Source organism: Scytonema sp. UIC 10036, from assembly GCF_009725235.1.
Genome location: NZ_WJFC01000217.1, coordinates 1 through 22,405, shown reverse-complemented (window position 1 = coordinate 22,405; position 22,405 = coordinate 1). Strand labels below are relative to the sequence as shown.

Sequence of the window (22,405 nt, the reverse complement as noted above, 5' to 3'; positions counted from 1 at the left end):
ATCCCCAGAGGGGGCCCCGAGTCCCCCTACCCCCTACTCCCTCTTTTCAAGACAGGTGACTTAGCCCGCTATTTACCGGATGGTAATATTGAATTTTTAGGACGCATTGACAATCAAGTTAAGATTCGAGGTTTTCGGATTGAGTTGGGAGAGATTGAAGCTGTCTTAAGACAGTATCCGGGAGTCAGAGAAAGTGTAGTGATCGTGTGGGAGGAAATCAGGGGTGAGAAAGACTTAATTGCTTATATCGTAACAGACAACCAGTTCATAGATATTCTCAACAATCCAAAATCCAAAATCCAAAATCCAAAATTCCACGAGCTTCGCCAATTCTTAAAACAAAAGTTACCACAATACATGATACCTAAGGCTTACGTTATATTAGAATCCTTTCCACTGACACCCAATGGCAAAATAGCTCGCCATGCTTTACCTGCACCGAATCAATTTATATTTCATAGAGAAGAAGATTATCTAGCACCAAGGACACCAGTGGAAGACGTGCTAGCCGAGATTTGGAGCCAGCTTTTAGGGACGGAGAACTTGGGCGTGTGCGATAATTTCTTTGAATTGGGCGGACACTCTTTACTTGCAACTCAATTAGTTTCTCGAATACGAGATGTTTTGAATGTTGATGTGTCTGTACGTCATTTATTTGAAGCACCAACTATTGCAGAACTGGCAAAATATATCGAAACAATGCGTTGGGCGATCGCAAGTTCGGATAATGCGAGTGTGGGGGATGGTCGAGAAGAAATAGACTTGTGAAATTTATACAGTATTCAATTTTTATAGTTTTTAGTCAGCAACTACTGTACTTTTCAAAATTCCTAATATTTTCCCTACCTGACTGATAAAATATTCATTAAAATCTATCTCTATAGTTTTCCCTTTCAAACGCAAAAATCTCCAGTTAGTTCCAGTCGTTACTACACCATAGATCGTGCTAATTTGGTTTTCTTTAACTTCATTAAAAATTTGAGCACCTATCATTTCTGCCATACATTGTGCCAATCCAGATTGAATATTGTCATTTTTTGCTTCCACTAGAGTTACAACTGGTGCTTCGATAACAATTTGTTCTGAAGAAAGGCTAATTAAGAAATCGCAAAATCCATTTAATCCTTTTGTGACATCTACAGTAAAGTCTTTGCCAGAAAATATACTTATTTGTGATGCCAGCTGTCTTTTAATCTCTACCAAAATAGGCATGACAATCAGCTCGGAACGTGCTTTTTCCGTATCGATCGCCAATGCTAGAGGTAAATATTCTTTAAGAGATTGGGCAAGAAAATCACTGTAATTTATCTCTGGTATATCAGCAAAAATTCCAAATTGCTCAGATATAACTATCCCAAAGTTATTTTTGATTTGTTCGATAGTAAATTGACTATATGGCATAAATCGCTAATTTCACCCGGTTTCAACCTCTAGTAAAACTATTTTACGAATTTTGTGAGTCACCTTGACAGGGCTAGCATTGCCCACCCTACAGGAGTGAAAATTAAGTCTCCTCTTTTTACCAAAATTGTTGGTAAAAAGATATCATTGATACAGTTTTATAAAGCTACTTCAGTTTTGATAATGTTTAGGGGGCTGGTTATGTCTTCTGTTGGGATATACCAACCAAAATTGTCTTCTGTTAATTTCAGGCTGAAGTAGACACTCTGCATTCACTAAAAACTAAGTCTCTCTTTCTGATGAATCCTAAATTGTCACAAGTAGCAACTGTAAAAGCCAACCATCTTTCTGGTAGACTGCGCCAACGCTTTGACACAAAATCCCGTGTCGCCTTACAAGACTGGCTGACATGGTTTGAGGTCATTGGATATACTATTCAACCAGACTTAGATTTAGGAAAAGAGTGGGTAGAAGAACGCAGTCATCTCAAGGGAATTTTACGCGATCGCCTCTACAAAGCCCTAAAACAGATTAACCCCAAAGCTTCAGCAGATGTCATCAAGAAAGCTATCTCTCAAATTATTTGCATCCAGAGTGGCAATATATTTGAAAGCAATCAAATTTTTCATCAATACTTGATAGGGGGCATAGACATTGTATATCGAGACAATGACCAAACAGTTTCTGAAAAAATTTGGCTAATCGATTCATTTAACTTACTTAACAATGACTGGCTAGTAATTTATTCGGTTAACCCAATTCAAAGAGGCTTGATTCGCTGTTGGGATGCTATTGTTTTCATCAACGGATTGCCATTAGCATTAATTATTTGTACTGACATCAACAATAGAAATGCTACATTAAAACAAGTTTATCAGGAATTTCAATCTGACAAACAACAAAACCCTAAATTGTTTGCCTACAATGAATTCTTAGCGATCGCTTGCGGAGGAAGAGCAAGAATTGGAACTTTAACCTCTCATTGGGAAGAGTTTCAGCCTTGGCGAACCATTGATGGAGAAAGCTTTCCTCATAAAGGAGAAACCGAATTAGAGATATTGATTCAAGGAATTTTTGACAAGCGGAGATTTACAGAACTCCTCAAACACTTCATTGTATTTGAGAGACATGGGGCTATCATCGATAAAAAATTTCGCTGTTATCCTTTCTGTACAGTACCACATTTAAAGGTTAGTGGTTAGTGGTTGGTGGTTAGTAGGGGCGCAAGGCATTGCGCCCCTAACAACGCTAATTCATTCTTTATATTGTAGAGATAAAATCAATTTTTTTTAGTCTACAATATAAAAAATCATTTTTTACTAGAAATGTATAAAAATCGAGCTTGTACAATTACTGTACTAGCGTTGCAGACACTAACAACTCTCGTCTCGATATTTTAATCAACAGCAACCATAACATCTGATGATTTAATCAAGACATATGCTTCTTTACCCTCAACAAGCTGAAGCTGTTCTACTGATGACTTTGTAATAATTGCAGTTACCTCAATCCCAGGAACAATTTCTAAAGTTACCTCAGTATTGACGGCTCCGCCTACAATGTTTTTCACATTAGCTTTGAGAGTATTGCGAGCACTAACTTGCATTTTTTTATTTTCCTCGTATTTTGTAAACTCACTCATGCTAGTAAGTTTTTGCTCTTAACAGTTAACAACATCATAGCTGTTAAACCATCTCTTTTTAATGTTTTCTTAATCCCAAAAATTATTGCTTTAATGACTAAAAAGGCTGTAACTATTACCCTGCTTTAGTTTTAACTAAAAAAGTTGGTAATACTATATAAAATGGTAAAGATTGCTACAAATTTTGCGAGACTTTAGTGATAAACGTTATGTAGTTAACATTCAAAAAAATGCAACAAGTGTGGTAGAACAATGTAATTTCTCATAACATTATTCTTGCTTTCCCTTCTCCCTTCCCACGCGGCAAGTTTGCGTACTTACTTCCAGATGCGTTGGTAAAAGTTCTATAAAGTTCTCGTGCGACTTCTAAGATTCCGGCATAACTTTCAGAAGATTGAGGGAGCAAACGATTGATGTTGAAGAAAGGAATTGTGTCTGCAAGAGCGACCTCTTGATAGCGATCGCTAGCGATAAACATACAGCAAATGCCAACCTAGTGAGGTCCAAAAATTACCCCCCTCTGTCCCCCCGATGCCTTGGGGGGATGAAAGGGGGGTGTACCTCATTAGACTGAGAAAGGCTATATTAGCCTTACTTTTCTTAATTATCTGTAGGATTTCCTGAAAATCTTCTTGTTCCAAAATGATGCTATCCTTACCCAGGAATTCTCTAGTTTGCGCTTTATCCTTCTGGCTCAATACTGCAAGGGCTGAGAATTTTTGTAGGTTGGGCTTTCCCCTTGTGGAAACCTAACAAATACTTGTAAATGTTGGGTTTCGTTCCTCAACCCAACCTACGTGTTTTCGCATTTTTAGGTTTAACTGACAAGTATTGCCTTCTGGCTACTTTTTGGATGAGCGCTTGCAATAATTTCCACATCCGTTAAGATGGTAGATGCTAACCTACGAGTTGCAATTTCTTGATGCTAAAAAGGTGCGGCTCGCTAACTGAATACAGGAGGCTCCGCCTCCTAAGAATGCATTCCCAGGCGGAGCCTGGGAACGAGGATGACAGTGTATATTTAATTCACTCTCAGGATTGATTTGTTTCCAAGCTTAAGTGTGTTAAAAATCTACAGAATAATCGTGACTGGTAAATGTTGCTAATCACTGGTCACTGGTCACTGAAGGGGTATTACCTTGAAAACCATTGAGTTTCTATCGTATCTTCGCCAATTAGACATTCAAGTTTTTCTTGAGGACGAAATCCTTCGCTGTAACGCCCCTGAAGGAATCCTTACACCAGCACTGCAAGCCAAGATTCAAGCACAAAAAGCAGAAATTATTGCATTTCTCAAGTCAACTCGTGACACTAGCAACCAAATCATTACACCCATAAAACCTATTTCACGTAACGGAAATCTCCCTCTCTCCTTCGCTCAACAACGCTTGTGGTTTCTTGACCAGTTAGTCCCTAACAATCCTTTCTACAATGTCCCGGCTGCATTGCGTCTTACTGGTGCGCTTGATGTGACAGCGCTGGAACAAACTTTTCAAAAAATTGTGCAACGTCATGAAGCTCTACGTACTATCTTTGTGACGCGGGAAGGACAACCAGTTCAAATTGTTTTACCTTCTTTAGCGATCGCCTTACCAGTTATTGATTTACAGAAAGAGCCGCTCTTTGAACGTGAAGCTAAAGCGCAAAGACTGATAACCCAAGAAACTCAACGTCCTTTTAATTTATCAACTGGTCCTTTATTACGAATCATGCTGCTGCGGTTGGATCGAGAAGAACATATTCTGGTGCTGAATATGCACCATATTATTTCCGATGGTTGGTCTATTGGAGTCCTGATTCGGGAGATAGCAGCATTCTATACAGCTTGTAGAGACGTTGCACATAATGTTTCTGCAAATCTACCGGAATTACCTATCCAATATCCAGATTTTGCACATTGGCAACGTCATTGGTTGCAAGGAGTCGGGATAAACAGTCCTACGCCCCTACAAATTCAACTGGATTATTGGCGAAAGCAGTTAGATGGTCTTTCTGTGTTAAGTTTGCCTACCGATAAACCGCGACCAACGCATCCAACTTACCGAGGTGCAAGGCAGTTTCTACAACTCCCGAAAAATCTCAGCTTGGCACTAGAAACTCTCTCGCAGCAGGAAGGGGTTTCTTTGTTCATGACCCTGCTAGCAGCATTCCAAATTCTACTCTACCGCTATACAAACCAAGAAGATATTGCAGTGGGATCGCCCATCGCAAACCGCAATCGCACGGACTTAGAAGGGTTAATTGGCTTTTTTGTCAATAGCTTAATTCTACGTACTGACTTATCAGGAAACCTAACGTTTCGCACGTTATTAAGTCAAGTGAGAGAAGTGGCTTTAGGCGCATATGCTCACCAAGATTTACCTTTTGAGCAGTTGGTGGAAGAACTGCATCCCGAACGAAATTTAAATCAAAATCCTTTATTTCAGGTGGTGTTTGCACTGCAAAATGCACCGATGTCAGCGTTAGAATTACCAAAATTAACGCTCAAGCCAATACCATTTGATAGTGGAACAACACGGTTTGATTTGGAGTTTCATCTGTGGGAACGAAATCCTCAAAATGCTCTGTGGGTTGATAATTCAGAAGGGATTAGTGGTTTTGTCATTTACAGTACCGATTTATTTGAAGATGCTACCATTAGCCGAATGTTGGGGCATTTTCAAATATTACTAGAAAATATAGTTGGCAATCCGGAACAACGCATTGCCGAAATACCTCTTCTGAGCGAAGCTGAAAAACATGAGTTATTGGTGGAATGGAACAACACTTATACTGATTATCCGCAAGATAAATGCGTTCAACAGCTATTTGAGGAAAGGGTTGAACAAAATTATGATGCGATCGCATTAGTATTTGAAGATAAAAAGACGCGCCACCTCTCGTCTCTACAGGTGACGTATCGTGAATTGAATCAACGCAGCAACCAACTGGCACATTATTTAAAAGAGCGGGGTGTTGGTACAGAAGTTTTGGTGGGGCTTTGTGTAGAGCGATCGCTTGATTTTGTCATCGGAATGCTGGGTATCTTAAAAGCAGGCGGGGCTTATGTACCTTTAGATCCAGCTTATCCTAGCGAACGTTTAAGCTTAATGCTTGCAGATGCTCGAGTTCCAATTTTGTTGACTCAAGAACGATGGTTAAATCATCTGGGAAAGCAAAATGCACAAATTATTTGTTTGGATAAAGATTGGGATAGTATTGCTCAGCAGAGAGAAGATAACCCTACTAGTAAGATTACAGTTAATAATCTTGCCTATGTTATCTACACTTCTGGCTCTACAGGACAGCCCAAAGGTGTTGAAATTGAACACAAAGGATTATTAAATCTAATTTTTTGGCATCAAAAAGCGTTTGCAATTTCCCCAAATGACAAAGCTACGCAGATTGCTGGAGTGGCTTTTGATGCTTGTAGTTGGGAAATATTGCCTTATCTTAGTGCAGGAGCAAGCATTTATTTTCCAGATGATGAAATCAAATATTTTCCAGAAAAACTACGAGATTGGATAATCTCAAAAGCTATAACAATTAGCTTTTTACCGACTCCAATAGCCGAGAAAGTTTTGTCATTACAATGGTCTGGTGATACAGCTTTACGAATATTGCTGACAGGAGGTGATAAACTGCATCAGTATCCGTCAACAACTATAACATTCCAAGTTGTCAATAATTATGGTCCAACAGAGAATACTGTGGTCACAACATCCGGTGAAGTTCCCGTTAGACAACAAACAAATACTGTACCAGCAATTGGACGTGCGATCGCAAACACAAGAGTTTACGTCCTAGATCGACATCTGCAACCCTTACCCATTGGTGTACCTGGAGAATTGTACATTGCTGGTGATGGGCTAGCACGAGGTTATCTCAATCGTTCTGAACTAACACAAGCCCAATTTATAGAAGACTTGACAAAAACCCCATTTATCCCTGAAACAAAACTTTACAAAACAGGCGATTTAGTTCGCTATAGAGCAGATGGCAAACTTGAATTTTTAGGGCGTCTTGACGAACAAGTAAAAATTCGTGGCTACCGTATTGAGTTAGGAGAAATTGAAGCAGCTTTAAGTCAACATCCAGCCGTAACACAAACAGTCGTTGTTGCTCGTGAGGATATTCCGGGGGAAAAACATCTTGTTGCTTATGTTGTTCTCAATCGTAACTGTTTTTCCCCAATTCCTACTTCCCAATTCCCCATTTTTCAAGACGAGCAAGTTCTGCAATGGCAGATGCTTTACAACGAAACCTACAATCAACCAGCTACAGATATAGCTCCAACATTTAATATTACGGGATGGAATAGCAGTTATACAAATCAACCGATTCCAGCAGAACAGATGCAGGAGTGGGTGAATAATCAAGTCAATCAAATTCTGGCTTTGCAACCCAAGAAAGTGCTAGAAATTGGTTGTGGAACAGGTTTATTACTCTTCAAAATCGCACCTCACTGCACCCAATATTATGGAACAGACTTTTCCAAATTTGCACTCAATTACATACAGCAGCAACTATCAAAAGTAGAGACGCACTACCTCTCGTCTTCAAACCACATCAAATTGTTGGAAAAAGAAGCTACGGATTTTGAAGGAATCGAAGCAGGGACTTTTGATGCGATCGTTCTCAACTCGGTTGTGCAATACTTTCCCAGTATTGAATATCTTTTACAGGTGTTAGAAGGCGCTGTGCGTACCACTGCTCCTGGTGGCTTTATATTCATAGGAGATGTACGCAGTTTCCCCTTACTACAAGGCTTTCATGCGTCAGTACAATTGTATCAAGCAGAACCCGGTTTGACACGAGAACAGTTACTGCAGAGGGTACAAATGCAAGTTTTTCAAGAAACCGAGTTAGCGATCGCTCCAGCGTTTTTCCATGCATTGGTGCAGCACTTCCCAGAGATTAGCAGCGTAGAGATTCAATTGATGCGGGGATGCTCGCAAAATGAATTAACTCAGTTTCGTTATAACGTCATTCTTCATATTGGTGCTGAAACAAATTCCTCTCACTCACCCTCTAATCTAGGGATTGAGAATTCTCTCACATTTCAACAGGGAGAGAGGGAATGTATCGACTGGAATAAAGATCGCTTAACACTGTTAGCACTCCGTCAACTATTAACTGAGAAACAACCAGAAACTGTAAGTATTATCAACGTGCCAAATGCAAGAGTCATAGCTGCAGTCAAAACAGCACAATGGTTATCAGGCGCAGAAGATTTTCAAACTGTGGCGCAAATACGAGAAGCATTGCAAAGCTTACACAATCTCGGAGTCGATCCAGAAGATTTTTATCGTATAGCTGAAAGTTTACCTTACAAAGTTAATATGAGTTGGTCAGATTCAAATCATGAAGGACGCTATGACGTAGTTTTTATAAAACGAGGGAGTTATATAACGGCTCCTCCACCCAACACTCCCTCAGATCCGTGGCGTTCATACGCAAATAATCCCTTACAAGCAAAAGCAGCACGTCAATTAGTACCACAATTACAGATATACGTAGCACAAAAACTACCTGAATATATGGTGCCATCAGCTTTTGTTGTCCTAGAGTCTCTGCCTTTAACGCCTAATGGTAAAATCAACTACCGAGCTATACCCGTGCCTAACAATATCAAACCAGAACTAGCAGGTGGTTATGTTGCACCTCGGACTGAAGTTGAAAAAGTACTGATAAAAATTTTTGCAGAGGTTTTGGGAATTCAGCGATTGAGTATCCGCGATAATTTTTTTGAATTGGGGGGTCATTCTTTACTCGCAACTCAAATCGTCTCCAGAGTGCGGGACGCTTTTAAGATAGAGTTACCTTTGCGTAGCCTGTTTGAAGCACCGACAATTGCAGAATTATCTCAGGTGGTAGAAAATTTAAAAGATGGCAAAGAAAAAAATAAATCTCCTGCTTTAGTTCCACTTTCTCGCGAGAGTCGGCGGATGAAGTTATCTTCTTTAAGAAAAGATCGCAATAGGGAATAGTACGGTGTGTTTTCAGGTAAATGAATTACATCTTTTTTATCTCACGCAAAGGCGCAGAGGCGCAAAAGAATTTATTTTTTATACGCAATGACGTCTAACTGGAGAAGTTAAGTTTAACCCAATTGTTACCTTAATTAAATTATGCAGATAGGGAGTTGAATAATAAACTCGGTTCCTTTACCAAGAGTAGACAAACATTCCAATTTGCCTCTATGTTTTTCGGTAATAATTTGATAGCTAATTGCCATACCCATTCCTGTTCCTTTACCTACAGGTTTAGTGGTGAAGAAGGGGTCAAAAATGCGGTTTTTCACTTGTTGGGTCATTCCAGCTCCATTATCCGCTACCGCAATTTCTATCCACTGGACATCTTTCACTGCGGTACGGATAGTAATCTGGCTGGGGTTTTCCTTAATCTGTTGATATGTGCGTTTGGCATTAACCTCATCCAAGGCATCTATCGCATTTACCAGAATATTCATTAAAACTTGATTGAGTTGTCCTGGATAGCACTCTACTTGCGGTAAGCTACCGTAGTATCTCTTCACGTCAATTGCTGGACATTCAGGTTTGTCCTTTAAACGGTGTTGTAAAATCAACAACGTACTTTCAATTCCCTCATGAATGTCCACTGCTTTGAACTCCGCTTCATCCATGCGGGAAAAGTTTCGTAGCGATAGCACAATGCTACGAATCCTGTCAGTTCCCATTTTCATAGAAGCCAACATCTTCTGCAAATCCTCAATCAGAAACTCTAAATCAATTTCCTCTGCAAGCGCTTGAATCTCTGGGTCATTGCTCGGATGGCGTTGCTGATAAAGTTGCAGCATCTGCAACAAATTTTGAGTATATTCATGGAGGTGGCTAATATTGCCGTGAATAAAATTGACTGGATTGTTGATTTCATGGGCGACACCTGCAACCAGTTGACCCAAACTAGACATTTTTTCACTTTGAATCATCTGAAATTGCGTTTGTTGAAGTTCTTGGAGGGCATTTTTTAATTCCAGAGTGCGTTCGTCAACTCGTTGCTCTAATTCTTCATTTGCTTGTTGAAGTTCCAATGCTGCTTGTCTGTTTTCGTGAATAACTGCGGACAATAGCAAGGTTGATAATGCAATGACTCCTACAAAAGATTGCAGTAGCACTAAAGATTCATGAGTTGATGGTCGGACAAATGACCCAAAACCTTGAGCAGTTCCCCAAATTGCGATTCCCGAGATAATCACTATCAACAAGGTAACTTCCCTGTGTTCAAAGCGAAATGCTGACCATGCCAATAGGGGAATCAGCATATACTCCACTGAATATTCTCCGCTAAATGCTACTTTAGTAATGACAGCTGTTAGGAATAGTAAAAGAGTAAACTCGATAATCCAGAATCTTCTAGATTGTCTCAATAATCTTGAACGCTTGCTCCAAGTCAACAGTGATGGTGTCACAAGAAGCATACTGATTACGATTGATGTCCACCAAAGCCACCAAGTTTCTCCATATGCTGTCCAAGAAGCAATACCATTCAGACAGAGAACGGTTGTGGCAAGAGTCGTACTCAATAAGGGACAAGCCATGATGACTCCGATAAATTTAAACACATCTTGTGCGCGATTCAAAAAATAGTATTGTCTGATGAAATAGTGTATACCTGCACTAACAAGCAGTGGATCTAACAGGTCAATTATTGAAATGGAAACGCTAACTACGGTATTTTGATAAATTAATGAGGAGTTAATAAGCAATTCACTTAACAAGATAGCAGGCCAAATACGATACCCCAGCACCAGAACGGCTGCCAGGTAAATCCCTGCTGTAGGCCAAACTACTGTTACACCATTCTTAAAAGCTAGTGATAAGGCTACGTTACTAACACAAAAGTGAATAACAGGCAAAGCCAATAGAGTCAAGAACACTGTCCAGTCTAAGGCAAACGGTAAGCGCGTTTTCATACTTTCAGGGGTCAGAATTTCTATGTGGGAAAAAAATGCCACAGTATACTTACTTAAAATTCCCTGAAAAACTAGCTAATTAACACTGGCTCAGGTGTTTGTCACGACTGTCAAATATATTTCTATTGCGATCGCTCCGTTCCTACCATAGAATTACCTATCTTTTTCTCTTTCTTTGTGCCCTTTGCGTCTTTATGGTTCATTAAAATAAGTAATATCATTGGTATATTAAGTAACAATGAAAACAATATAAGTCCCCACCCTCCCACAAGCGTTCCATATGCTAAAAAATTATTTGACTCTGCAGCAAATGCAAGCAAGTATTTTAGGAGGTAAACTGCCGCCATGCGATTATTGCTCAATTTTATATTGTTACCATCAACAAAACTCCAACAACTATAGGTAGGTAGTTTGCCTGAGTATTCTTTTACTAACGACTTTAACTCAAAGCTTACAGGAAAACTTTAAAATGTACAGATTGAAACTCGACCCCAAGGAGCGCATCTCTTATACATATTTCTTAATATCTACAGCTTGGATTATTGCCACAGACCTCTTGTTTGTCAAGGGAGACTTTCGCCAAGTTCTATATCAATCTTGTAAAGGTTTGCTTTTTGCGGCTATTACATCCTATTTACTCTATCTTCTGATAGAAAAGAATTATGGAGCCAAACAGAAGATTCAGAGAGAACGGAATGAAGCAGTAGAAACCTACACCCAATTGTTTGAACAACATGGGCTTCCCCAACTGCTTATCGATCCGTTACATGGCAAGATTATACAGGCAAATGATGCAGCTGTTACTTTCTATGGTTGGAGTAAGGAAAAAATTTGCTCAATGAGCATTTCTGAGATTAATCTCTTGAGTGAAGATGAGATATTTGATGAAATAGCTGCGGCGCGATCGCAACATGGCAATCATTTTAAATTTGTTCATCGTCGGGCCAACGGCAATACTCGTGATGTCGAGGTTTACTCACATCCCGTACAATTACATGGGCAAAAACTACTCTACTCCATTATTGTTGATGTATCTGAGAAAAAGCAAGCTCAATTTGCGCTTCTACGGTCTAATCAATTGCTCAAATTGCTGGTTGCATCTATCCGAGCGATGATGCGACATTACAATAAGCAGGAAATTGCAGATGCTGTCACACAAGCATTGGTTGAACAAGGAAAGTATGCAATGGCATGGATTGGAGAAGTGCCAGACAATCCCTCAATGCCGATCGCACTGCTTTCCAAATGGGGTGATACGACGGGTTATCTTGAGAATATCAAAATCACTTGGGATAGCACAGAGACTGCTGAAGGTTCTACTGGGAGAGCAATAAAACTCGGTAAGCCTCAAACTTCTACAGATATTCAGCATGATGCGGGCTATAGACATTGGCGTCAGTCAGCTCTTTATAGTGGTTTTCGTTCATCAGCTGCTTTCCCCCTGTTTCACAGTAGTCGCGTTGTTGCCGTACTCAACCTTTATTCACGCGAACCCAATGCCTTTGATGATGAAGAAATATATTACCTTGAAGCTTTAGCAGGAGATTTATCTCGCGCTCTTTATACTACTGAAAGTCTTATGGAATATGAGAGAATTGACGCTGAAAGACTTGCGGCTATTTCACGTTCCAAAGAGGCTTTGCTCGAAGCAGTGGCTGCGCTATCTGAAACGCTTGAGGTACGCGATCCCTACACAGCCGGTCACCAAAGACGTGTGGCTTGGCTGGCGGTTGCGATCGGCAAACAGTTAGGATTAACTAAACAGAGGTTAGAAGCCCTCAATATTGCTGCTCTGCTTCATGATATTGGTAAAATTGCCATACCATCTGAGATTCTCTCAAAACCAACCCGTCTCAGTCGTATTGAGTTTGAACTGATTAAACAACACCCACAGGTAGGAGAAGAGATTTTAAAAAAAGTTTCATTTGAATGGCCTATTGCAACTATTGTTGGGCAACACCACGAGCGATTAGATGGAACTGGGTATCCGCGTGGCATAATGGGTGAAGAAATTATGGAAGAGTCCCGTATCTTATCTGTTGCCGATGTCATGGAAGCTATGATATCTCACAGACCCTACCGTCCGGGATTATCGCTAGAGCACGCTTGCCTAGAACTGGAAAACAACATAAACAAGAAATATGATGCCAATGTTGTGAATGCTTGTATCAAAATTATGAGAGATGGTGGTTACCAGTTTCTAGGAATGTCTGGAGAACCTACAGATTCCATTTGGCTAAAATGTATTCCTTGAGGTTCTCTCCCTTGCTAGAGGGAACAGCACTTGTCTAAGTCTTACCTTGTCTAGGTAAGTAGTTACGCAAGTTCAGCAAAGAGGTAAAAATGTCTCAGGAGCCACGTAAGCCAATCAATTTAGCAGTCCATGAAAGCTCCGATCCAAGTGTCATCGATCCATTAGGATCTCAAAAAGAATCTGGGAATATCAATGACTTGAATGACTCCGTTCACGATAGCGAAAACGTAGATGTTCCCATTCCAGGGCTATCTGAAGAAACTAACGACTCCAATCCAGTTGATCGTCAACTTGGAATTATCAGCCGAACTGCAGGTTAAATGAATAAATAGTTATCGGTGATTCTAGCAGAAAGGTACTGTAAGGGCGCAGAGCCTTGCGCCCCAACCAACTACTAACCACTAACCACTAACTATTAATGAAATCAACATACAATTTTCAACACTTTGAGGGGAATTCTTTTTCCGATCTCTTTGCTAAAGACATCAAAGATTTCCGTTATGCACTGCTGCCTAACTACCCTGCAACTGCGGCTTGGGCTGCTTACCCCAACACGAAAAAATTCTTTCTTCAAGATGGTAGTAGTGAAGCAAATAAAACACCCTTTGACAAACTTTGCCAGAAAGAACCTTGGAAAAATTTAGCAGTTTTAGGCGATCTTGTTCCGGGGATTATGATTGTTCAACCGCCAAAGTTACTGATTAAATATTGGCAGGAGCACTTTGGATTTAGCTACTCCAATTTGGAATTATTACATTGCTCAGTTTATCTTGATGAACTCAGCCAGAGCGATCGCTTTGACAAACTGATTGCTCTTTTCCCCTTCGATCGCCTGAAACCTGAAAAACACGCAGTCGATCCAGACACTCACTACCGCTTGCTAAACAAAGTGACACTAGCCGATTTAGGAGTGCAATGTCCGAAATACGAAAGCTACAATCTACACACCATTAATATTGAAGATATTCAGCTACCAAAACAATTTCCCTACTTAATCAAAACATCCCACGGGCTATCAGGAGAAGGTACTTATATTATTAGAAGCACCAGCGATCTGAACTACTGCTTTGAAGAACTGAGGAAGTACCTCGACATTAAACTGCTAGATACGATTATTGTTTCCGAATTTGTGAAGAACGTGGTAGAGAATCACTGCGTACAATTCTACCTAAGCAAGACAGGAGAGATAGTGCTTGTGGGAACCACAGGACAACTCGTTACCCCACAAGGGAACTATTTAGGAGGATTAATTCACTACCGCGAGACAGACATGAGCAAATTCCATGAAATGATAGCTGCCATTGGAAAATATGCTTACGAGCAGGGTTATTTTGGCATGATAGGCTTTGACGTATTAGAAGATAAAGACGGACAACTCCATGCGATCGATGCCAACTTCCGAATCAACGGCTCAACCCCACTGTGTTTGCAGCGCCAAACCCTGTTAGGATTTGGAAAAGAAGTCGCCAAATATTCCTCCGATTACCGTATGAGTGGAACACTAGACTCCATTCTCATGACATTAAAATCAGAACTAGATCGTAAAGATTTTATCATCCTCTCAGCCTTAGAGAAAGTCAAATACGGAAATATTTATACAGAAATCTACGGGATTGTGAGTGGAGAATCCATTGAGGAAATGCAGCACATAGAGAAGAAATTACAATCCAAGGGATTGCAGTTGCTCAGTTAACTCAGTTGGTATTAAGATTTGTAAATACAATTCCTCATATTTCTCCTCTGCGTACTCTGCGCCTCTGCGGTTCAAAAGTAACTTATTTAACCGCAGAGACGCAGAGTAAACAGAGGTAAAATTTTTGAGGTATCATACCGATATAGTGTTCATTCTCCTAATTAGTTACCAAAAAATTTTGCCTCTCTCCTTGCGCCTTAGCGCCTTTGCGTGAGATTTAATATAAATATTCCATCCAAATCATTCAGCAGCTTATGAGCCAATCTTTTTCCAAAAACACTCCCTCAACTGCTGAAGACACAGAAGTTTTCATCTTCCCGACATCCTTTGCCCAACAACGGCTGTGGTTTCTCAACCAATTACTACCAGGAAACCCTATCTACAACATATCAGCAGCACTTCGCTTAACAGGTTCCCTCAATATAACAGCCCTAGAACAAGCCTTCAATGAAATTGTGCGTCGTCACGAAACTTTACGCACTACGTTTTTAATGGTGGAAGGGCAACCCATGCAAGCGATCGCACCTTCATTAAGCATACCACTTTCCGTTATAGATTTACGCCATTTTTCCATTATCGAACGAGAAACACAAGCCAAACGATTGGCAAATGAAGAAGCACAACGTCCTTTCCATCTCAGCATCGGACCTTTAATGCGAGTCACATTGCTAAAATGGGACGAAACAGAACACGTGTTGTTACTCAATCTCCACCATATTGTTGCAGATGGTTGGTCAATTTCGATACTTGTTCGAGAACTAAGTGTTCTATACACAATCGCCTGTGAAGACGCACCATGGCACACCTCCACACCTCTACCAGAATTACCCATTCAATATGCAGACTTTGCAGAATGGCAGCGCCAATGGCTGCAAGAACCAGGTGCAAATGGACTCTCGCCCCTACAGACTCAATTAACTTACTGGAAAAAGCAGTTAAACGGCATCTCACTACTGAATCTTCCCACTGACAGATTAAGACCAAAAATTCCAAGCTACAAGGGGGCGCAACAATTTCTCCAAATACCAAAGTCTTTGAGTAAGGCATTAGAAGAACTCTCCTGCCGAGAAGGCGTAACTTTGTTCATGACATTACTAGCAGCATTTCAGACGTTACTATATCGTTACACTCAACAAGAAGACATTGTAGTGGGTTCACCAATTGCCAATCGCAATCGCACGCACTTGGAAGGATTGATTGGTTTTTTTGTCAATAACTTGGTACTGCGAACTGATTTCTCAGGCAATCCAACATTTCAGGAACTGCTAGCGAGAGTGCGAGAGGTGACTTTAGAAGCCTATGCCCATCAAGATTGTACGTTTGAAAAATTAGTAGAAGAACTGCATCCCGAAAGAGATTTAAGCCGCCATCCATTGTTTCAAGTTGTTTTTAGCTTGCAAAACACACCTGTTGAAATGCTAGAGTTACCAGGGTTAACACTCTCACTTTTAGAATTCGACAGCAAAACAGCAAAACTCGATCTAGAGTTTCATCTCTGGCAAGACTTGGAAAACTTGAAAGGGCAAATAATCTACAGCACGGATTTATTTGACGACAGCACTATCACCCGAATGCTGGGACATTTTCAAACCCTATTAGAAGGTATAGTTACCGCACCCCAACAAAAACTTTCAGATTTGCCATTACTAACACAGACAGAATTGCATCAGTTCTTAGTCAATTTTGGAACCGCAGCCTGTAGCAGACGAACGCAGATAAATAATCATTTTTATCCGCGTCCATCCGCTACAGGCTGCGGTTCAGAAACAAAAATTCTTCAATGCTTTCATCAGTTATTTGAAACACAAGCTAAACAAACTCCCAATACTGTCGCAGTTGTTTTTGAAAAACAAGAATTAACCTATCACGAACTAAATAGCCGTGCCAATCAACTAGCTCATTACTTGCAAAAAAGAGGTGTTGTCCCAGAAGTTTTAGTTGGTTTGTGCTTGGAACGTTCCATAGACATGATAGTGGGATTGCTGGCTATACTCAAAGCAGGTGGCGCATACTTACCTCTAGACCCTACATATCCTTTAGAGCGTCTCAAATTTATGCTAGAAGATGCTCGAATATCAGTTTTATTAACGACTTCAGAAATTAGCGATCGCCAATTAACAAATAACATTCCTATCGTAGTTTACCTAGACCAAGATTGGGAGACAATTGCACAACACAGTCAAGAAAATCCAACTACCAGTGTCAAATCCAATAATTTAGCGTATGTCATTTATACTTCTGGTTCAACAGGAAAACCAAAGGGAGTTCCGATAGAGCATCGCGGAGTATACAACTTAGTACAGGCGCAAATTGAAACTTTCAACTTACAACCGGGCGATCGCATTTTACAATTTGCATCTTTAAGTTTTGATGCATCAGTTTTTGAGATTGTTATGGCGTTGGGGACTGGGGGAACTCTTTGTTTGGCAAACAAGGAATCTCTTTTACCAGGACAATCCTTAATCGAACTACTGCAAAAACAAGAGATTACTCATGTTACGCTTCCACCTGCTGTTTTAGCAATTCTACCAAAAGCAGAACTTCCCGCACTGCAAACTATTATTTGTGCGGGTGAACTTTGTACAAGTGAGATAGTCAAACGTTGGTGGCAACCCAACCGTAAGTTATTTAACGCTTACGGACCAACAGAAGCAACAGTTTGGTCTACAATAGCGGAAATCACCATTCCCAGTGACAAACCACCTATTGGTTGCCCCATTGCTAACACTCAAGTCTATATATTAGACAAGCATTTACAACCCGTACCAATCGGTGTTACTGGTGAGCTATATATTGGTGGTGCTTCTTTAGCACGCGGTTATCTCAATCTTCCCCATCAAACTGCTGAACGCTTTATTCCCAATCCCCTACTCCCTACCCCCTACCCCCTATCCCCTATTTTCAAAACAGGAGATTTAGCTCGATATCGCTCGGACGGAAACATTGAATTTTTAGGACGTATCGACAATCAAGTCAAGATTCGCGGTTTCCGTATCGAGTTACAAGAAATTGAAATGGTACTGACTCAACATAATGCAGTGCAAGAAGCAGTGGTTATTGTCAAGGAGAATGTTTCTGGTGATAAGTGGTTGGTAGCTTATGTTGTTCCCGAGCGCAAATATAGACCAACCACAATTGAAATTCAGAGTTTTTTAAGAGAAAAATTGCCAGAATATATGATACCTTCAGCTTTTGTTCTCTTAAACTCTTTCCCACTAACACCTAGTGGAAAATTAGACCATCGCGCACTACCTGCACTTGATAACCTCACTGAATTTTCAGCTAATACAGCGTTTGTTCCTCCTCGCACTCCAGTTGAGATTCAATTGGCAAAAATCTGGGCAAAAACCCTTAACCTTCAATCTATAAGCATTCAAGACAACTTTTTTGATTTAGGTGGTAATTCTCTTCTAGCTGTACGTTTGATGGAGGATATTCATCAAGAATTTCAACGGAATTTACCTTTATCTTTCCTATTTTTAAACCCTACAATTCAAAAATTAGCAAAATTTCTAGTTCAAGAACAATATACGCAACCTTGGTCTCCCCTAGTTGCAATTCAACCTGATGGTTCAAATCCTCCTTTTTTCTGCGTTCATCCTATTTTTGGTACAATCTTTCCTTACTATGAGCTAGCTTATCATTTAGGAAAAAATCAACCATTTTATGGATTGCAACCTGTAGGGCTAGATGGTGAAAGTCCACCACTAAAGCATATTGAGGATATGGCAGCTTATTATATTGAAGCCTTAAGTACCGTACAGCCAAGAGGACCTTATTTTTTAGGAGGTTGGTCTTTTGGGGGTTTGGTTGCTTTTGAGATGGCTCAACAACTTTATAAGGCAGGGCATGAAGTCGCTTTACTTGCTGTGCTTGATACGACAGCACCTGTTTTTGGTTTTCAACCTTCTATGGGAGATAGTGTCAATTTTCTGTTCTCTATAGGAGCAAGATATATCTGGTCTTTTTTGTTTGATTACTTGTATTTAATTGTGCCTTCTCAGCAAGTTGATAGGTTTATACATCGGGTTCCTTATCTCAATCAAATTACAGATTGGATGAGAACAAATTTATTATCACCTTTTAACTTTAAAGAATTGAGTTTAAGCAATTTAATAACTCAAGAATCGAAATCTCAGATTTTACGTGAGTTAACTCTTCGTCCCATGATGAATGTTTTCCGTGCTAACAGCCAAGCAACCCTCAGTTATATCCCACAACTTTACCCAAACCAAGTGACTCTTTTTAAGTCTGGTGTTCAGTCCACAACTGCTCATCAAGATTCTAGTTTGGGATGGGAACAGCTTGCTCTAGGAGGAGTAGAAGTTCATCAGATTCCTGGAAATCATCTTACAATGCTCAGAAAACCTCACGTTCGCGTACTGGCAGAACAGTTGCAAATTTGTATCGATCGCGCGATCGGGAATTGTTGAAACATGCTGATCCCCCACCTCGTTCCCAGCCTTCCACCTCGTTCCCAGCCTCAGGCTGGGAATGCCTTCACTCTAGGCTCAGCCTCCAGTGTCAAGGTGACTCACAAAATTATGATTCAAGTGACAATTCCTCATCTTCATTCTCTGCGTACTCTGCTTCTCGGCGGTTAAATAAATGACTTTTGAACCGCAGAGGACGCAGAGTACACAGAGGTAAGAGGTGAGAGAACAATTGATTTGGTGAAGTTTTTATCCACCTTGACAGGGCTAAGATGAGGGGTCTCACCCCCCATCGACCAGCTGTATCCTTAAAGAAGTCGGGGATCTGAGTGTTTGCGAATGATTTAGGATTATTCCTACTTTCGTAAGGTACACCGAAGAAATAATTAACCGCAGCCTGTAGCACCCTCGATGCAGATAAATCTGTACCTTAGCAAACTAGGAAACGCTATAATTCTATTAACGTTCACATACAAAGGGGTAAACTAAATCTGTGTAAAGCTATGCATTACCCAGAAGTGTCTTTAATTACTGTTTTCATCTAATTGGTTCGGATTTTAGTCTGGTGGATGAGTGATGGTACTCTCCCAATCTAGAGCTTAAACAAACCCTCTACCCCTGAGGGCTCATGAGTAGAAATCTCCACTTTTCTGCTCAAGAACATCGTCTTCTGGACTAAAAGTGACCCCAAGCGTAGCTTGGTAAAATGTATTGTACATTCCTGTTCTAAAAAACTTTGCCAGTACAATCATTTGCAACACTTAATGAACCGCAGATCAAGCATGGAACTTGCTTTTCATTAATCCAGACTTTAGTTATCTTACCATGAGGAAGTAGTTTTGCCAAGATTTACTTAGATTTAAGGCTTACTGCTCAACCGCTACGAACCGTGTCGTGCTTCCTCAGTGGGTTAAAACCACACGGTTTCCGCAATCCCTGAGGCTTTTAGATGATTCAAGAGTGGCAACAAGATGAATACACTATCAGTACAGACATTAACTGATTAGATATTTACATCATACATCAGTTTTTAGCAAGTTCGTACTGGGCGCAAGGTTTGCCACTAGAAGTATTGCAACGTGCTATTCAAAATTCTTTTGTATTTGGTGTATACAAGGGAGAACAACAAGTTGGTTTTGCTCGTGTTGTAACCGACTATTCTACTTTTGCCTATCTCGCTGATTTGTTTATTTTGGAACCTTTTCGCGGAAATGGGTTGGGCAAGTGGTTGCTAGAAACAATTGTTTCTCATCCTGAATTGCAGGGATTGCGTCGGTGGTTACTAGCAACCAAAGACGCTCATGAATTGTATCGTCAATTTGGATTTACTGAACTTAACAACCCCAATCGTTTTATGGAACAGTGGTATCCAGATGTTTATCTAAAAAATAAGGAGTCGTCTTTGTTCAAGGAAAAGCCCCTAGTTTAGGCTAGAGGCTGTGATTCTTATTGAGAAGAGAAATGCTGGAGAAGCTTTGCTGTCTCATTTTGACTTAAGGGAGCTTGTGAACCCACAATCAAAAGAAGTAGAATTATTTTTGCAACACTCAGTATGTAGATAGAAAAAGACCCCGACAGAATCGGGGTTTCGGCTCTACGCAGATGATATTCCACAAATACCTATTTTTATTTTCCTCTAGAGTAAACAATTACACCACCGTCAAAAGGTACAAAGTTTAAATTGTTGCAAGCAACACTCCTGTTCAAGAAAGTCGGTGTTATTTGTAGAATATGACAGTTGTATGTACTCTGTGGCGGATCGTGATTGAACGTTATACCTTGCCTGAGATGGGCAATCTTTGGACGGAAGCTTATAAGTATAAAACCTGGTTACAAGTAGAAATCGCTGTTTGTGAAGCTCAAGCTGAGTTAGGTTATATCCCAACTGAGGCAGTTGAACAAATTAAGGCAAAGGCAAATTTTGACCCAAAGCGGGTACTGGAAATTGAGGCTGAAGTCCGCCACGATATGATTGCCTTTCTTACAAATGTTAATGAATATGTGGGTGAAGCAGGGCGCTACATTCACTTGGGCTTAACTAGTTCTGATGTACTAGATACGGCTTTGGCAGTACAGTTAGTCGCAAGCTTGAACATTTTGTTGCAACGTTTGGAAGAGTTGATTGATGCTATTCGTCAAAAAGCCAAAGAGCATCGGAACACGATTATGATTGGACGTTCCCATGGTGTTCACGCCGAACCTATCACTTTTGGTTTTAAGTTGGCTGGTTGGTTGGCAGAAGTTCTGCGACACCAAGAACGTTTGAAAAATGTCTGTCAAACAATTGCAGTTGGTAAGATTTCTGGTGCGGTGGGAACTTACGCCAATATTGAACCCCGCGTAGAAGCAATTGCTTGTCAAAAACTTGGGCTGCAACCAGATACAGCCTCAACTCAAGTGATTTCACGCGATCGCCATGCCGATTTTGTGCAACAATTAGCCTTACTAGCTGCATCCATTGAAAGATTTTCGGTGGAAATTCGCAATTTGCAAAGAACAGATGTTTTGGAAGTTGAAGAATTCTTTTCCAAAGGGCAAAAAGGTTCCTCAGCAATGCCCCACAAGCGCAACCCCATCCGTTCGGAACGGCTCACAGGAATGGCGCGAATTGTCCGCAGCCATGCTGGAGCAGCACTAGAAAACGTTGCACTGTGGCACGAAAGAGATATTTCTCACAGTTCTGTCGAGCGCGTAATTTTACCGGATGCTTGCATTTTGACACATTATATGTTATGGGAGATGACCGACCTAGTGAAAAACCTGTTGGTTTATCCTGAAAACATGGAGCGGAATTTGAACTGCTACGGTGGTGTTGTCTTTAGCCAAAGGGTTCTACTAGCTCTGGTAGATAAGGGGTTGAGCCGTGAAGAAGCTTATGCGATCGTCCAACAAAACGCTCATACTGCATGGAACAAGCCTGAAGGTAATTTCCGCGAATTAATTGCCAACGATTCTCGCGTCACCCAAAAGCTAACACCCGCAGAAATTGAAGCGTGTTTCGATCCCCAGAACCATCTCACACATTTGGAGGAAATTTACCAAAGATTGGGAATTTAGGGGGTAGGGG

General features: G+C 40.6%; 15 protein-coding genes. 10 read left to right on the top strand and 5 right to left on the bottom strand.

Features of this window, described 5'->3' with window-relative positions:
- Nucleotides 1–768: phosphopantetheine-binding protein (locus tag F7734_RS51525; protein ID WP_155752022.1), on the top strand; the 768-nt coding region annotated here is incomplete at its 5' end.
- 30 nt (nucleotides 769–798) lie between these two features.
- Here the strand turns inward: F7734_RS51525 and F7734_RS51520 are convergent.
- The gene (locus F7734_RS51520; RefSeq protein WP_155752021.1) at nucleotides 799–1,401 is read right to left on the bottom strand and encodes a hypothetical protein; all 603 of its coding nucleotides are present in this window, start codon (nucleotides 1,399–1,401) and stop codon (nucleotides 799–801) included.
- A 299-nt stretch (nucleotides 1,402–1,700) separates the two neighbouring features.
- Here F7734_RS51520 and F7734_RS51515 point away from each other — a divergent pair, with 299 nt between their 5' ends.
- Complete coding sequence (locus tag F7734_RS51515) at nucleotides 1,701–2,603, top strand: type I restriction endonuclease (protein WP_155752020.1); 903 nt, start codon at nucleotides 1,701–1,703, stop codon at nucleotides 2,601–2,603.
- Nucleotides 2,604–2,797: 194 nt separating this feature from the next.
- Here F7734_RS51515 and F7734_RS51510 read toward each other — a convergent pair whose 3' ends face one another.
- The gene (locus tag F7734_RS51510) at nucleotides 2,798–3,007 is read right to left on the bottom strand and encodes a molybdopterin-binding protein (protein WP_155752019.1); all 210 of its coding nucleotides are present in this window, start codon (nucleotides 3,005–3,007) and stop codon (nucleotides 2,798–2,800) included.
- Nucleotides 3,008–3,305: 298 nt separating this feature from the next.
- Nucleotides 3,306–3,521 carry a hypothetical protein gene (locus F7734_RS51505; protein WP_155752018.1) on the bottom strand — a complete coding sequence of 72 codons (216 nt, stop codon included), beginning with the start codon at nucleotides 3,519–3,521 and terminating at the stop codon, nucleotides 3,306–3,308.
- A 661-nt stretch (nucleotides 3,522–4,182) separates the two neighbouring features.
- Here F7734_RS51505 and F7734_RS51500 point away from each other — a divergent pair.
- A complete protein-coding gene (locus F7734_RS51500) occupies nucleotides 4,183–9,012 on the top strand; it encodes a non-ribosomal peptide synthetase (RefSeq protein ID WP_155752017.1) in 4,830 nt (1,609 codons plus the stop codon).
- 134 nt (nucleotides 9,013–9,146) lie between these two features.
- On the opposite strand, the gene F7734_RS51495 is transcribed toward F7734_RS51500, so the two are convergent.
- A complete protein-coding gene (locus F7734_RS51495; RefSeq protein WP_155752016.1) occupies nucleotides 9,147–10,958 on the bottom strand; it encodes an MASE1 domain-containing protein in 1,812 nt (603 codons plus the stop codon).
- Between the two features lie 122 nt (nucleotides 10,959–11,080).
- Nucleotides 11,081–11,320 (bottom strand): hypothetical protein, encoded by a 240-nt coding sequence (locus F7734_RS51490; protein ID WP_155752015.1) that lies wholly within the window; start codon nucleotides 11,318–11,320, stop codon nucleotides 11,081–11,083.
- 107 nt (nucleotides 11,321–11,427) lie between these two features.
- Here F7734_RS51490 and F7734_RS51485 point away from each other — a divergent pair, with 107 nt between their 5' ends.
- The 7 genes from F7734_RS51485 (at nucleotide 11,428) to purB (ending at nucleotide 22,395) form a co-directional block, all read left to right on the top strand.
- Nucleotides 11,428–13,212 carry an HD domain-containing phosphohydrolase gene (locus F7734_RS51485; RefSeq protein WP_155752014.1) on the top strand — a complete coding sequence of 595 codons (1,785 nt, stop codon included), beginning with the start codon at nucleotides 11,428–11,430 and terminating at the stop codon, nucleotides 13,210–13,212.
- An 89-nt stretch (nucleotides 13,213–13,301) separates the two neighbouring features.
- Complete coding sequence (locus tag F7734_RS51480; RefSeq protein ID WP_155752013.1) at nucleotides 13,302–13,532, top strand: hypothetical protein; 231 nt, start codon at nucleotides 13,302–13,304, stop codon at nucleotides 13,530–13,532.
- A gap of 98 nt (nucleotides 13,533–13,630) precedes the next feature.
- Nucleotides 13,631–14,905 (top strand): carbamoylphosphate synthase large subunit, encoded by a 1,275-nt coding sequence (locus F7734_RS51475; RefSeq protein ID WP_155752012.1) that lies wholly within the window; start codon nucleotides 13,631–13,633, stop codon nucleotides 14,903–14,905.
- Between the two features lie 254 nt (nucleotides 14,906–15,159).
- Nucleotides 15,160–19,338 (top strand): non-ribosomal peptide synthetase, encoded by a 4,179-nt coding sequence (locus F7734_RS51470; protein WP_155752011.1) that lies wholly within the window; start codon nucleotides 15,160–15,162, stop codon nucleotides 19,336–19,338.
- 3 nt (nucleotides 19,339–19,341) lie between these two features.
- Entirely contained in the window at nucleotides 19,342–19,509 is a 168-nt protein-coding gene (locus tag F7734_RS51465; protein WP_155752010.1) for a hypothetical protein, read from the top strand.
- Nucleotides 19,510–20,395: 886 nt separating this feature from the next.
- Nucleotides 20,396–20,767: a GNAT family N-acetyltransferase gene (locus F7734_RS51460; protein WP_207714410.1), complete on the top strand. Its 372-nt coding sequence runs from the start codon at nucleotides 20,396–20,398 to the stop codon at nucleotides 20,765–20,767.
- A gap of 332 nt (nucleotides 20,768–21,099) precedes the next feature.
- Nucleotides 21,100–22,395 carry an adenylosuccinate lyase gene (purB, locus tag F7734_RS51455; RefSeq protein ID WP_166482682.1) on the top strand — a complete coding sequence of 432 codons (1,296 nt, stop codon included), beginning with the start codon at nucleotides 21,100–21,102 and terminating at the stop codon, nucleotides 22,393–22,395.
- Nucleotides 22,396–22,405 lie beyond the last annotated feature (10 nt).

What these genes read in the sequence shown, in the direction of transcription:
- F7734_RS51485 (WP_155752014.1), top strand. Translation starts at nt 11,428, where the DNA reads ATGTACAGATTGAAACTCGACCCCAAGGAGCGCATCTCTTATACATAT.
- F7734_RS51510 (WP_155752019.1), bottom strand. Translation starts at nt 3,007, where the DNA reads ATGCAAGTTAGTGCTCGCAATACTCTCAAAGCTAATGTGAAAAACATT.
- F7734_RS51475 (WP_155752012.1), top strand. Translation starts at nt 13,631, where the DNA reads ATGAAATCAACATACAATTTTCAACACTTTGAGGGGAATTCTTTTTCC.
- F7734_RS51515 (WP_155752020.1), top strand. Translation starts at nt 1,701, where the DNA reads ATGAATCCTAAATTGTCACAAGTAGCAACTGTAAAAGCCAACCATCTT.
- F7734_RS51520 (WP_155752021.1), bottom strand. Translation starts at nt 1,401, where the DNA reads ATGCCATATAGTCAATTTACTATCGAACAAATCAAAAATAACTTTGGG.
- F7734_RS51505 (WP_155752018.1), bottom strand. Translation starts at nt 3,521, where the DNA reads ATGTTTATCGCTAGCGATCGCTATCAAGAGGTCGCTCTTGCAGACACA.
- F7734_RS51480 (WP_155752013.1), top strand. Translation starts at nt 13,302, where the DNA reads ATGTCTCAGGAGCCACGTAAGCCAATCAATTTAGCAGTCCATGAAAGC.
- F7734_RS51470 (WP_155752011.1), top strand. Translation starts at nt 15,160, where the DNA reads ATGAGCCAATCTTTTTCCAAAAACACTCCCTCAACTGCTGAAGACACA.
- F7734_RS51495 (WP_155752016.1), bottom strand. Translation starts at nt 10,958, where the DNA reads ATGAAAACGCGCTTACCGTTTGCCTTAGACTGGACAGTGTTCTTGACT.
- F7734_RS51465 (WP_155752010.1), top strand. Translation starts at nt 19,342, where the DNA reads ATGCTGATCCCCCACCTCGTTCCCAGCCTTCCACCTCGTTCCCAGCCT.